15 protein-coding genes are annotated in these 12,909 nt (G+C 46.3%); 8 read left to right on the top strand and 7 right to left on the bottom strand.

Annotated features, from left to right (window positions below; all coding sequences use genetic code 11):
- Nucleotides 1-550 precede the first annotated feature (550 nt).
- The 4 genes from OZX57_RS01745 (at nucleotide 551) to OZX57_RS01730 (ending at nucleotide 4,913) form a co-directional block, all read left to right on the top strand.
- Nucleotides 551-1,528 carry a DUF6056 family protein gene (locus OZX57_RS01745; protein WP_277162475.1) on the top strand — a complete coding sequence of 326 codons (978 nt, stop codon included), beginning with the start codon at nucleotides 551-553 and terminating at the stop codon, nucleotides 1,526-1,528.
- Nucleotides 1,494-1,907 (top strand): hypothetical protein, encoded by a 414-nt coding sequence (locus OZX57_RS01740; protein ID WP_277162474.1) that lies wholly within the window; start codon nucleotides 1,494-1,496, stop codon nucleotides 1,905-1,907. Before OZX57_RS01745 ends, OZX57_RS01740 begins: the two co-directional genes overlap by 35 nt.
- A 478-nt stretch (nucleotides 1,908-2,385) precedes the next feature.
- Nucleotides 2,386-3,963, top strand: coding sequence for a phosphotransferase (locus OZX57_RS01735; protein WP_277162473.1), 1,578 nt, complete (start codon nucleotides 2,386-2,388; stop codon nucleotides 3,961-3,963).
- On the top strand, nucleotides 3,960-4,913 hold the full coding sequence (locus OZX57_RS01730) for a DMT family transporter (RefSeq protein ID WP_277162472.1): 954 nt from the start codon (nucleotides 3,960-3,962) through the stop codon (nucleotides 4,911-4,913). The genes OZX57_RS01735 and OZX57_RS01730 overlap by 4 nt, the downstream gene beginning before the upstream one ends.
- A gap of 40 nt (nucleotides 4,914-4,953) precedes the next feature.
- Here OZX57_RS01730 and OZX57_RS01725 read toward each other — a convergent pair whose 3' ends face one another.
- Nucleotides 4,954-5,793 (bottom strand): LicD family protein, encoded by an 840-nt coding sequence (locus OZX57_RS01725; RefSeq protein WP_277162471.1) that lies wholly within the window; start codon nucleotides 5,791-5,793, stop codon nucleotides 4,954-4,956.
- A gap of 334 nt (nucleotides 5,794-6,127) precedes the next feature.
- Here OZX57_RS01725 and OZX57_RS01720 point away from each other — a divergent pair, with 334 nt between their 5' ends.
- Genes OZX57_RS01720 through OZX57_RS01710 form a run of 3 tightly spaced genes read left to right on the top strand, consistent with a single transcriptional unit; the run spans nucleotide 6,128 to nucleotide 7,909 of the window.
- Complete coding sequence (locus OZX57_RS01720) at nucleotides 6,128-6,844, top strand: IspD/TarI family cytidylyltransferase (RefSeq protein ID WP_277162470.1); 717 nt, start codon at nucleotides 6,128-6,130, stop codon at nucleotides 6,842-6,844.
- A complete protein-coding gene (locus OZX57_RS01715) occupies nucleotides 6,841-7,545 on the top strand; it encodes an NAD-dependent epimerase/dehydratase family protein (protein ID WP_277162469.1) in 705 nt (234 codons plus the stop codon). Before OZX57_RS01720 ends, OZX57_RS01715 begins: the two co-directional genes overlap by 4 nt.
- Complete coding sequence (locus OZX57_RS01710; protein WP_277162898.1) at nucleotides 7,442-7,909, top strand: NAD-dependent epimerase/dehydratase family protein; 468 nt, start codon at nucleotides 7,442-7,444, stop codon at nucleotides 7,907-7,909. Before OZX57_RS01715 ends, OZX57_RS01710 begins: the two co-directional genes overlap by 104 nt.
- A 79-nt stretch (nucleotides 7,910-7,988) precedes the next feature.
- On the opposite strand, the gene OZX57_RS01705 is transcribed toward OZX57_RS01710, so the two are convergent.
- The 4 genes from OZX57_RS01705 to OZX57_RS01690 form a co-directional block, all read right to left on the bottom strand.
- On the bottom strand, nucleotides 7,989-8,459 hold the full coding sequence (locus tag OZX57_RS01705; RefSeq protein ID WP_277162468.1) for a LicD family protein: 471 nt from the start codon (nucleotides 8,457-8,459) through the stop codon (nucleotides 7,989-7,991).
- A complete protein-coding gene (locus OZX57_RS01700; protein WP_277162467.1) occupies nucleotides 8,369-8,815 on the bottom strand; it encodes a LicD family protein in 447 nt (148 codons plus the stop codon). The genes OZX57_RS01705 and OZX57_RS01700 overlap by 91 nt, the downstream gene beginning before the upstream one ends.
- Before the next feature lie 26 nt (nucleotides 8,816-8,841).
- Complete coding sequence (locus tag OZX57_RS01695) at nucleotides 8,842-9,840, bottom strand: hypothetical protein (protein ID WP_277162466.1); 999 nt, start codon at nucleotides 9,838-9,840, stop codon at nucleotides 8,842-8,844.
- 67 nt (nucleotides 9,841-9,907) lie between these two features.
- Entirely contained in the window at nucleotides 9,908-10,366 is a 459-nt protein-coding gene (locus OZX57_RS01690) for a hypothetical protein (RefSeq protein WP_277162465.1), read from the bottom strand.
- A gap of 175 nt (nucleotides 10,367-10,541) precedes the next feature.
- Between OZX57_RS01690 and OZX57_RS01685 the strand changes: the two genes are divergently transcribed.
- Nucleotides 10,542-11,483 (top strand): acyltransferase family protein, encoded by a 942-nt coding sequence (locus OZX57_RS01685; RefSeq protein WP_277162464.1) that lies wholly within the window; start codon nucleotides 10,542-10,544, stop codon nucleotides 11,481-11,483.
- Nucleotides 11,484-11,496: 13 nt separating this feature from the next.
- Here the strand turns inward: OZX57_RS01685 and OZX57_RS01680 are convergent, their stop codons facing one another.
- Nucleotides 11,497-11,886: an oligosaccharide repeat unit polymerase gene (locus OZX57_RS01680; RefSeq protein ID WP_277162897.1), complete on the bottom strand. Its 390-nt coding sequence runs from the start codon at nucleotides 11,884-11,886 to the stop codon at nucleotides 11,497-11,499.
- A 292-nt stretch (nucleotides 11,887-12,178) separates the two neighbouring features.
- Nucleotides 12,179-12,823: a hypothetical protein gene (locus tag OZX57_RS01675; protein WP_277162463.1), complete on the bottom strand. Its 645-nt coding sequence runs from the start codon at nucleotides 12,821-12,823 to the stop codon at nucleotides 12,179-12,181.
- Nucleotides 12,824-12,909 lie beyond the last annotated feature (86 nt).

Below are 12,909 nucleotides of genomic sequence, written 5' to 3'. Positions count from 1 at the left end.
TGCTTTCCTTCGAATTTGCAGAATCGATGCAGAGGATAAAGAGGAAAGTCGAGCACCCAACCCCACGGCGATGAACGAGAAAATCGGATACTGGTATTTTTACTACGGTTTGGCAATTCCACAAATAAGACACTTTCACGATTTTCAAAAAAGAGAAACAACCTATACCTACAAGTAGACGCCAGATAATAGCAAACAGACTTAAAACTTGTCGAATCGCTAAAAGGACACAAGAACGGTCGCTAAATATCGTGGAGCCCGATGCCAAAAGCACGAAATACATTCCGAACAATAATTCCAGGAGCCGTACAGTTAACAGAAGGGTTTGGGGCATGCCCAAAAACTGACGATTCCGCACAATAATACAATTGCTTAGATTCTATATCTGCAGAAACAATAGTGCACTCCCATGCAGAATCGAATTCATTTGAATTCGCCATCATGGATTAGTATTGCTCACAGTTACTTAGGACATAGCCCGGCGAAAGCCGACAACGTTCGTAAACTTTGGAATGACTGATTGAGCATTCCCCTAAAGAAGAAGCCCCGAATGAACACATTGAAACACGCAATGAAGCGCAATGCATATAGGGTCTGCGCTGCGGTCTTGTCATGCTGGGTACTGTCTCTTCTTATTTCTTTGATCGTCAAGAGGGTCGACGACGACCTGGACTATGAGAAAGAACTCAGCGCAATGAACGGCCTGAGTTGGTTGGCTAACCGCTATCAGACATGGTCAGGTCGCCTATTTTCGGATGCAATGGCTGCGCTGGTCATTCCACTGCCTCAGCTTATATGGTGCATTCTCAACGCATGTTTCTTAACTTTGCTAGTATATGCAATGTCGAAAGTCGCATTCGGTGAGGTGACTGCTTCCAATATCCTATTCTCGTATGCTGTTTTCTGGTTGCTGACGCCGCGACTTATCACGGAATCGGCCCTGTGGCTCGCCGGCTCGGTCGTGTACCTGTGGCCGATGGCCTTGGCCGTTTTCGGGTGCATTCCACTAGCAAATGTAGTGCACGACAAGACGACGAAGTATAGTGGTCTCTATATCGCCTGTGCGTTCCTCGCCTCTTTGGGTTGCGAACAGGTGGGCCCCTGCGTTGTAGGTTTCGCACTTGTCACGCTTACGTATGTGTACATAAAAAAGCATAAGTTTACCTTCCCGGCGATAGGCATTCTCGTAGCTTCAATCATTGGACTAATCATTGAGCTAATGTGCCCCGGCACACACCTACGAACACAGCACGAAACAAAACGCTGGTACCCAGGATTCGACAAAATGCCGATCACCACGAAAATCAGCAAAGGCATCACATGGGAATTTGATTTCTTCGCGAACTTCCTATTCATGATTATCGCACTCATCGCCTTCAGCTTGGTTATGTCTGCAATGATCTCGAGGCATGATGACCTCCTTACAGACAAGAGTGGGAGCGGGAAAAAGATAAATTCTACAGTATCGTGTGCGCTATCGTTCTGGCGATGCTATGCGTACTATGTTTCCAGACCGATCTGCTGTTGAGCTTCTCCCTGTTCAAATTCATGGGCCAGCAACCATCATCATTCTTGATGCGACTGCTTCCCTATCTTTTCTGGATTCTTTTTGTCGCGTGCATGGCTTTGCTGATTCAAAGGTACGTTCAGGAAAAGTATATTGTACTGTTTCTGTTTTTGGCAGCTTTCTGTGCCTCTGCAATCATGTGGTTCTCCCCACCATTTATGCTTCTGGCCGGCGCGTCATATTCGTTTCCGGAATTTTACTGGGAATGATCCTTTGCATAATCCAACAGCAGTTCAAAAACAAAATCATTTACTTAACAGTGCTGCTTCTCGGAATCGTTAATTACGCAAATATGTTTGCAATTATTCTGCATTCCGGTTTCCATCTTCCAATGTTTTAAGAATCTCTTTAAAATAATTGACCTAGCACTTCAAAGTTCCGCCAATCAATCTTTGTAGCGTAAAAGCTCAGTCAATGAACCCCGGCATTATTCGATTTTAATCATTAACCAAGTATGGGCGGAAAGCTGTAGACGCCTTTCTGTTCTTGTACCTTTATTCCCTTTCAGGCAGAAACGTAATGTGCGACTTAACAGACAGATAAGCTCATATAGCCTTATATGTTCATTTTCCTTAATTGTGCTATAATAGTTGAACATTATCGCATTTGAGAAAGCGGAACCGATGCTATCCAGAAAACAGTTTTTAGCCCTCACATATCTGCGGACTCATCCCGACGCGCAGCAACGCCTAATTGTATCCGCAACTGGCCTTTCTCTCGGTAGTGTAAACACAGCCGTAAGCGAGCTCACCGATAAAAGATACATTAAAAACTCTCATATCACGCCTGCAGGCATCGAGGCACTTGCACCCTACAAGGTGGATAACGCCATCATTCTAGCCGCAGGCCTCTCATCCAGATTCGCCCCCATCTCCTACGAAAAGCCCAAGGGCCTTCTGAAAGTCCGCGGAGAAGTTCTTATCGAGCGTCAGATCAAGCAATTGCAGGCGGCAGGCATCCACGACATCACCGTCGTAGTGGGCTACAAGAAAGAGTTCTTCTTCTACCTCGAGCAGAAGTTCGGCGTATCCATTGTGGTCAACGACGAATACGCAACACGCAACAACAACGGATCGCTGTGGCGCGTGCGCGACCGGCTCGCCAACACCTACATCTGCTCGTCCGACGACTACTTCACCGTCAACCCCTTTGAACCATATGCGTGGAAGGCTTACTACGCCGCCCAATATTCCGAGGGGCCAACCGACGAATGGTGCATGACCACAGGTGCTCATGGGCGTATCACTTCGGTGCAGGTAGGCGGCAGCGACTCCTGGTTCATGCTCGGTCACGTCTACTTCGACCGCGCATTCTCGAAGAAATTCCGCGCCATCCTCGAAGCCGAATACAACTTGCCTGAGACCGTCGATAAGCTCTGGGAAACGCTCTACATCGAACACATCAAAGAGCTCGATATGCGGATGCGCCCTTACGAGAGCGGTGTCATCAACGAATTTGATTCGTTAGACGAGGTGCGCGTCTTCGATCCCCATTTTCTCGAGAACGTCGATACGGATATTTTTGACAATATCGTGCGCGTGCTTCACTGCGACAAAGATGAAATCCATGACGTGTATCCGCTCAAGCAAGGTCTCACCAACCTGTCATGCCATTTTTCCACCAACGATGGCGAGTACGTGTACCGTCATCCGGGCGTGGGCACAGAGCTACTGATCAATCGCCGAGCCGAAGTGGATGCGCTCAAGGCGGCCGAAAGACTCGGTCTCGATCCTACATATATCTACGAAGACCCCGAGCAAGGCTGGAAAATCTCGCGTTTCATTCCCAATGCCCGCAACCTCGACCCACACGATCCTAACCAGGTGGCACAGGCCATGCAGATGGCGCGAGCACTGCACGAAAGCGGAGCGAGCGTCAAGCGTCAATTCGATTTCTTCGAGGAAGCCAAACGTTACGAAAAGCTGCTGCACCAAAAAGGACCCATCGATATCCCCGGTTTCGAGGAGATGGCTGAACGGGTGGCACGCCTCGAAGAATATGTCCGCGCTGACAACACCCCGATATGCCTCTGTCACAACGACTTCTTCGCCCTCAACTTCCTTATCGACGAGAAAGGCTCCTACTCGCTCATCGACTGGGAATATGCCGGTATGAGCGACTACGCCAACGATTTCGGCACCTTCTGCGTGTGCTGCCAGCTGGACGAAAACGAGGTCGACGCCGCGCTAGCCGCCTACTTCGGCCGCACGCCAACGCCCGCTGAACGACGCCACAACTATGCCCATATCGAGCTGGCCGGATGGTGCTGGTATTTGTGGTCACTGGTGAAGCAGTCCCAAGGTGATTTCGTGGACGAATGGCTTTACATCTACTTCCGCTACGCCTCAACCTATCTCGACCGCACGCTGGAGCTCTACGAGAAGGACGCCTCTTGAGATTCGGCGTATTCAGCGGCCTCTTATGGGGACTCGATACGGTCGTTCTCGGTATCGCGCTTGCCATGTCTCCGTTTTCTGACCCAACCCAGACGGCATCGATAGTCTCCATTGCGAGCGCCTTCCTCCATGACGCGTTGTGCGCCGCATGGCTTGTCGTCTACATGGGTGCACGCAAACGTCTGGGCGCTACGTTGAAAGCACTCAAAACCCGCAGCGGACTTGTGGTCATGGCAGGCGCCTTGTTGGGCGGGCCAATCGGCATGACGGGCTATCTCATCGCCATCAACAATATCGGCCCCGGCTATACCGCCATCATCTCAGCCTGCTACCCGGCATTGGGCGCACTTCTTTCATACGTGTTCCTCAAGGAACGAATGAACAAAGGACAGGTCGGAGCACTCCTGGTCGCTCTCGCCGGCGTGATGGCCGTCGGCTTCATTTCCTCGAGCGACACCAAACTGGCGAACCCCGTGCTTGGGCTCGTCGGCGCATTGCTCGCCGTCGCAGGATGGGGATCGGAAGGTGTGCTATGCGCCTGGGGCATGCGCGACGACGCCGTCGACAACGACACCGCCCTGCAGATCAGAGAGACCACATCTGCCCTCGCATACGCCATAATTGCTTTGCCCCTCTTCGGAGCATGGAAGTTCACCGCAAACGCGATACCACACCTGTCGAGCGCCGTCATTCTTCTGGCTGCGCTCGCAGGAACCGCATCGTACTTGTGCTACTACAAGGGCATCGAGGTCATCGGAACAGCGCGAGCGATGGCCCTCAACATCTCATATTCCGCATGGGCCGTGGTCTTCGGATTCATTCTGCAGGGCACCGTGCCGAGTGCAGCAACCGCACTACTCTGCCTGCTGATTCTCTGCAGCACGGTTCTTGCAGCTTCGGACTGGAACGAGCTATTTTACGCAGATAAAACAAACAAGAAAATCAAATAAATCCGTCACAATAGCAAAACAAATCACGGATTAAACACCGTTAGGCATCTTCTCTGGGCACGATCGAATAGTAATGATGTCCCACCCTCTCGCTTTCCGGAGGAAGCTGCATATAATCGCCATAAATACGCCGTAAAATAGCATCTGTATTATCGGGAATGCGCACTTGCAAACCTTCGAAAATCGCCATTTTACCTTCGCCATAGTCGTCTTTTCTGTCTACGACTTTGCAGCTTTGCGCATCATTCCAGGTTTTGCATGAAACATATTCAGCGTCTTCATAACCTTTCACCGTTGAACGGCTACAGATCTCACGCCAATCAGTAATAGGACTCTTCATCATCATAGAACGAAGTTTCTTTAACACCTCTTTCAAAAAATTTATAGGCCTATTAATAGTGGGAAAATTAGCCGCCTTCATATACTTCGCAACAATGGAGAAAGTCTTTTCATTATCCTCAAGAGCTTCCTCATAGTTGCCAAGTAGCCCGTCAAGCGGATAGATGTCGATGAAAGTGCCCATTTCAGGTACTAAATCGCCGTATTCACCAATCTCTTTATACCGAGTATCACTAATGCGAGTCAGAAGAAACGGAAGCAACCTCTGCTCTGTAGTATGCAACGCCACCAACGAACCCGTATCATGCTGGGAATCGTCAAAATACTGAAGCAGTTTGTCGTAGTCCGGACGCGGCATCCAAATATCCAAATCGTCATCCCAAGGAATAAATCCCTGATGACGCAACGCTCCAATCAAAGAGCCATAGGCCAAATAGTAAGTTAATCTCTGATCATCACAAATCTGAATGACGCTTTTGAGAATATCCAATATGGCAGCTTTGATTTCAGAGGTCGTCAGCTCTTGCTTTCTATCAGCCATTTGCTCATCCTTTATTATTTTTTTGATTATTCGGATATAAGCGTCAAACCAAAGATTTAGCACTTTGCGATAAAAACCACTTGTATATAAAACAATTAAGACTATAGACCAATTCTTATCATAAATTAATAAATATAGGCACAAATGGAACACCCTGACAGATAACCGCTTAGCAGAAGGAAGCCGGCTCTTCTTCAAATCCAACAATTGTGTAATACTGAGTACGCAAGAAGAAGCTTAGATGCCTTTAATTAGAACTTTAAAGTTTCTTTGTATATCGTCGATATATTATAATTTATGAATACTGATACCAACAAAAACGAGAAGCGGAAATATGAACATCGCAGTTATCATTGCCAGCGGATCAGGCCGACGAATGGGACAGGATATTCCCAAGCAGTTTATCAATGTATACGATAAGCCAGTGTTGGTCTACACATTGGAAAACTTTGAAAATCATCCAATGATTGACGCCATAGAAGTTGTTTGTCTGGACGGCTGGCAAGATATGCTACGCGCCTACGCCAAACAGTTCAATATATCCAAGCTCAAATGGATTGTAGCCGGCGGTAACAGCGCTCAGGAATCCATTCATAATGGCGTTTCCAATCTAAAAGACATTGCAAATGACGACGATATTATCGTCATTCACGACGGTATCCGTCCTCTGGTCGATGACGCAGTATTGTCGGATGTCATCATCACCTGTCAGAAAAAGGGTAACGCCGTAACCTCATTGCCCTATAACGAGCAGATTTTCATCAAAGACGATGAAGAATCGACCACCACATACATCCCCCGCGAAACACTACGCCGAGTGTCGACGCCGCAAGCCTACCGTTTCAAAAAATTGAACTGGGCATACGAAACTGCTTTCGAAAAGGGAATCGGAATCGGTCCGAATTCCTATACCAACACCATGATGGCAGACTTAGGCGAACGTCTGTATTTTGCCGCAGGCTCTGACAAGAACATCAAACTAACCAATCGGAACGATCTCGAAATGTTCAAGGCCTACCTCAAGGCCGATAAAGACAGCTGGCTGAAATGAGCTCAACACAAACGTTTAACCATCCTCTCTACAAAGCGGACATCGAACAAGTAGCAGGACTGAATCTTCCTTGGCACGATCTTGAAAATGCAAACGTGATGATATCCGGCGCAACCGGGTTATTTGGAACCTTCCTCATCGATGTACTCATGTTCAATAACCGCGCCAGGCATCTCGATTGTCACGTTATCGCCTTAGGCAGGAATGCCCAAAAAGCGCATGCACGATTCGGCGAATATTGGGACTCACCATATTTCACGTTCAAAGAAGTGAATCTGGATAATGCGCTCACCAACATTCTTGACGCTCCAGCGGACTATATCATTCATCTGGCAAGCAGCACACACCCTGTCGAATATGCCACAAATCCCATAGGCACGATAACCACCAATATCATAGGAACCCGCAATCTCCTTGATTATGCCGGCCAAGCACACACAAAACGTTTTGTTTTCGCCTCATCATGCGAAATTTATGGGGAAAACAGAAACGATGTCGATACTTTCGACGAGCAGTATTGCGGGTATATAGACCCAAATACACTACGTGCCGGATACCCGGAAAGCAAGCGATGTGGAGAGGCATTATGCCAGGCCTATCGGGTACAAAAAGATCGAAACCGTCATCCCCCGGTTCTCACGATCATACGGACCCACAACGCTTGCAACCGACACCAAGGCATCATCACAGTTCATTCATGACGCATTGAACGGGAAAGATATTGTACTGAAAAGCGAAGGCAACCAGTTCTATTCATACACCTATGTCGCCGACGCCGTTTCGGGGCTCTTGACCGTAATGCTTAAGGGGAAGGACGGAGATGCCTATAATGTCGCCGATACCAGTTCTTGTATTCACCTAAAAGACCTTGCAGAAATCATCGCAGAAGATGCCGGTACTCACGTCGTGTTTGATTTGCCGAATGCGACAGAGCAGGCTGGTTTCAGCAAAGCAACTGTAGCGTGCCAAAGCGGTTTGAAACTCAACCAATTAGGATGGAGTTCTGGCTATACCATTCCTGAAGGCATTGCCAGAACTCTGACTATTCTTAAGGAATCACGTTAGGCAACTCTGCCTGTTTATCATTATGGGTGCTGCCTTTCCTGTTCTCACGGAAAGCAACACCCATGCAATCTTCAATCCATCAAGCTCGCGGAACGATGGAATAGAAATGATGACTGATTCTTTCCTCTTTTGGCGGGAGTCGCATATAATCGCCGTACTGGCTCTGCAGAATGGCATCCGGATTATTCGGAATCCGCACTTGGAGACCTTCGAACTCAGTAATTTGTCCGGTTCCATAATCCTCTTTCTTATGGAATCTGGTAAATACAGGAATCCAAACCTGGCATGAAATGAATCGGGAATCCTCATACTGCTTTTCACTACTTTGCTGCATGATCTTCTGCCAGTAATATTCAGGAGACTTTAAGAAGAAAGCTCGAATTCTCTTAAGGCTTTTCTTGATAGCCGAAGAGTTTTTATTATAGATATCGAAATCCGCTGCGCGAAGATACTGCTTGGTCAAATTGTCGACCATCTTCTTTTGCTTTTCCGCAGCCTCGGAATCGTTACCGACTCCATCCAAAGGATATACATCAATGAAGGTGCCCATTTCGGGAATCTCATCACCGAACTCCCTATTTCCCGATAGGCCGTGTCACTGATACGTGCGATAAGGAACGGAAGAAGGTGTCCCGGCTTATTGTGAATCGCTCTCAACGTGCCGGTGTCATGGCTCTCATCATCGAAATAAGCTAAAAATTTGTTGAAATCAGGCCGAGGCATGCAAATATCTAAATCATCATCCCACGGAATGAAACCATGATGGCGGACAGCACCAATCAGCGAACCATATGCCAAATAATAAGTAAGCCCTTGATCCTCGCAGATCTGAATAATCTGCTTAAGAATTTTAAGAGTAGCGAGCTGTATCTGACGTAGAGTCAGCTCATGACCGGTCGTCTGCATAATTGTCTTTCACGCCCTTATGTTTTTCACGTTCTTGTGGCTGGACGTAACTTCCTCCACAATCCTTTTAATGTGGCAGAAAATACGCATATGAATATAATATATGCGACGGCATATATCACAAACGCCCAAACCGATGGCAGCAACTCTGCTGACAGGATGAAGACAAGTGTCAGCGCAAGTTCAGCGACAGGTATAGGCCCCTGCTTGAAACCCAACATGTCGGAAATGAATCGTTCAGAAAAAACGCTGCGAAGAATAATCATCAGCGTGATGGAACCGATGACAAAAATGATTGATTTACAAACATACACTCCCACTAGTGTGAGAATGAAGCTGCCTAAAGCCGCAACTATATTGACCTTAAGCATGATCTTTTCTCGTCTGGTGACGTTGAAGAACGTAACGCACAGAATGTTCATCTTGCTGTCGAACACACAAATAGGAAGCAACAAAATCAGATATGAGAAACTGGCTGCATAGTTTGGCAGCCAAAGATCCAGAATCCAGACCAGGGGGAAATATATCAGATAGGCAACCGGGAACAGCAGGCTCAAAGCGTCCTTGGCATATTTAAAGAATGAACGTACTTCTTGTTTGCTGCCTTGCCGTAGAGCAGGGAAAAGAACCATACTGGCCTGACTGACAAAAGCCAGGAAGAAGTTGACCAGAGAAAGGGCCAGCGACAACTCGCCGAATTTTTCGATACCCCATTGCAAATCGATGAAGAAGCGGGCTACGCCGAGTATCAGCATACTTGCGATATTGGCGAGCATAAGGTTGATACCAATTTTGATGCTTTCCCATCCCTGACGGGCTGCCGTTCTGAAACCAAGCCAAGGTGCACTGATGAAATCTCGAAGATTCCAAATGCAATAGACCAGCTGCAGAATCGTCGAAACCGTATAAGCCAGCACATACGGTTTAAAAGAGCGGACACCCATCGCCATGAAGGCAATCATGGGGATGAGGAATGCGACTCGCTCCACCACTACCGAATATGAAGACTTCTTTGTCTCGTTCATACATTGCAGAACGTTTGACATATAGGTTGCGGCGTTCTGCAGAACCAGATAAACACCGGTCCAAAAATCACGAATTGACGCTGGGAACCGAACCGAAAAGGTAAGAAGCCGCAATAATCACCAGTGCCATGATGGTCTGGTACGTCACACCGAACACAAACTGCGACTTAACGGACCCCTTGTCCATCTCATCTCTGGGCACTCCGCCCATTTTCAGGTAAATCCCTGAACTCAGCCCCAGATGGAAAAATCCGACATAGCTTACATAAAACAGATACAGCTGCCAATACCCAAATTGTGTCACACCCAGCATTTTTGGGATAATCAGCGATTGGAGAATACTTAAAAGAAGACTCACACCTTGTGCAAAGAAAGCGGTGAACATATTACTAATAATGGCTCTACCGTTCACCGACAAACCTCCAACTAGCACGCGCCTTGTTTCCCACTTTGGCTTTAATAAAGCCAATAATACACTTAACTTACCAATTTGCGTCAAAGACACGACGAACAAGCCCTTAATCAAACTTAGTTGCATGCTGCTTGAAACACATCTAGCGACAAAGCCTGGAACTGAAGACACGTTGTGAATCAGACTTTGTCTCACATCTCAATATTACAAATTCTCAACTGTATGACAATCTGTACAATCAGAACGTAAGACATATGGACATGTTCATACCAATGAGAGGACAGTCTAAGTGCGCGACAAAAGACTTGATGTGATTAAGGGACTGCTTATAGTTTCCGTAGTATTAGGGCACGCATTGGAGGACATCAACGGCTGGAATATCGGCGGCACTAGAGCCTTGCTCATATTAATTTACGGTGTACATATGCCAGCTTTTATATTTTTGACTGGCATGTTTTCTCCAAAGAAAATCAGCTTGCGGAAACTCGGTGGACTTGCAGCCACATTCCTGGTATTCGAAATAATCTATAAAGCGATAGGTTATGTATTGAAAATCCCCGGAGAGCCTTGGTATTGGCCTTATGGTCCGCTTTGGTATCTTATCGTCATGATTTGGTGGACTTTTCTCATCCCACTGATCAACCGTTGGCCGCGCGCCACATTCATCGCGAGCCTGATCGGTTTGGTATTATCCGGTCTCATCCCTTTCCACGGAAATTGGTTCGCGATACAAAGAACGTTTGGATTCCTGCCCTTCTACGTTCTCGGAAAAGCATGGGGAAAGCAAATCGTTCTCTTCTGCCGGAAATTGAATCGGACAATTATCACAGCACTTGTCTTCCTCTATTTATGTGGAATTCTTTGGTTCGTGCACACTCATCTTGAACCTCACTGGCTATTCCGTAATTGGAATTATGCACTGCTAGGCACAACACCATTGAAAGGCGGCATACTCCGTTTTATTCTCCTAGCAATCGGAATTTGCGGCACCATCGTTATCTTAAGCTTGAATATAGAGTGGCCACTTTTCGAGATTCTGGGACAACGGTCTCTTGCAATATTTTTAGGTCACGTTGTCGTTCTGTTCGGCCTGAAAAAACTGATGGCTCTTCACCCCATCACCAATACTTCCGTGTCGCTTGTCGTGGCAGTGTTGTTTGCGGTATTGGCAATAAGCCTAAGCGGTTTGAAACCAGTGAATAAAGCCGTAAGAAAGCTTTATTCACTGTAAATATATTGCATCATTACTTCATTTCTCGCCTGGCCAATAGCCTTGCTGCCATTTCCATGAAAAGTAGCAAAATAACATAGACCCAAATCGTGGAATTCGCGAACATATTTGAGAAAAAGCAGAAAACCAAGGAATACAACACCAAATAATAAATAACATGGTAGGTAATCGCAGTGCCTTCTTTTGCTTTCTTCTCAGCAATCAAGGCAACAGCTCCAATTAGAAAAAGACTGACAATAACACCGATGATGCCAAGATCTCTATAACCAAAGCAAACTATAGGATAAGTAGTGAATGTGGGCAATAACATTAATCCATTACTACTGACAAAACTTGCCGGAACAAAATGTTTAAGCTTTAGCAACGCGATAACTGGAGAAAAACATTGGCCCCATAAGAAAATGAATGCAGATGAGCCACTAGATAATTAAAATTATCATAGTTAAACGCAACATACAGATAAGCCTGCCAACCTGTCATGCCTAGTTTCGATGGTACAGATGGCAATCTGAAAACTTGGGTGAGATAAACGATGTTTTGCTTCCTGGAAGCAGAAATCACAAGATACAAACATACAATGACAATTAATGCGACAAGACCGACAATGATTCGCTTAGTAGTAAGTGACTTGATTACATCAATTGGCTGACGCTTATAAAGAAGCCAAGCAAAAACAAAAAGGATAAACTCGAGAATCAAGAGTTGCCTCGAAACGATGAGTATAGGCAACACAAACGAAAAATACTGAATCCAAGAAGAACAGGCTCCTTGAAAATAGAAACCTCTTTTTCCCTACAATAGCAAAGCACCAATGCTGGATAAAAGCCTACTGACACTGTCAGATAGTGAACCATCGGCATACCGAATGTTTTATAGGCGGCCATATTCTTGGCAAAAAGCGGGATATCCTTGGAATACAGACAATCCATAAGAAAAGCAATGATGATCAGGATCCCCAAAGCAATTAGCGGCCTATAATAATAACCTGCCGATATTTCAATCTTGTCAGAAGATTTGCCAAATTTAGCAAAAAGCAGTTCACAAAGAATATACCCTGCAATAAAAGCAGGAAAAACGAATGCCAAGGCAATGATGGTTTTATAACTCCATGCCGTTTGCATGGGATGAATACGCAGACAAGAGAGCGCGATACTTCCAAACCAAAATAAAGCGAAAATACCACGTGCCGTGATAAATCTTCCGATGGCTTTTCCAAAAGAGATGAAGCAGAAAAAACTGACAGCAAGGAAAACTAGAGCATTCACAAACGAAGGAAGTCTAAGCGCCAACAAAACAAAACCAAGTGTACTCGTCACAACACTGAGGATATTGACCCACATCTGTTTTGCAGAAAGTTCGTTAGATAGTCTTTTCCTTTTCACTTGCAAAAGTATCCCCTATCTCGTAGGCTATTCCCGTATCACCA

The organism is Bifidobacterium sp. ESL0682 (assembly GCF_029392815.1).
Lineage (GTDB): Bacteria > Actinomycetota > Actinomycetes > Actinomycetales > Bifidobacteriaceae > Bifidobacterium.
The sequence above is the reverse complement of the archived record's forward strand: the minus strand, read 5'-3'. Positions and strand labels throughout refer to the sequence as shown.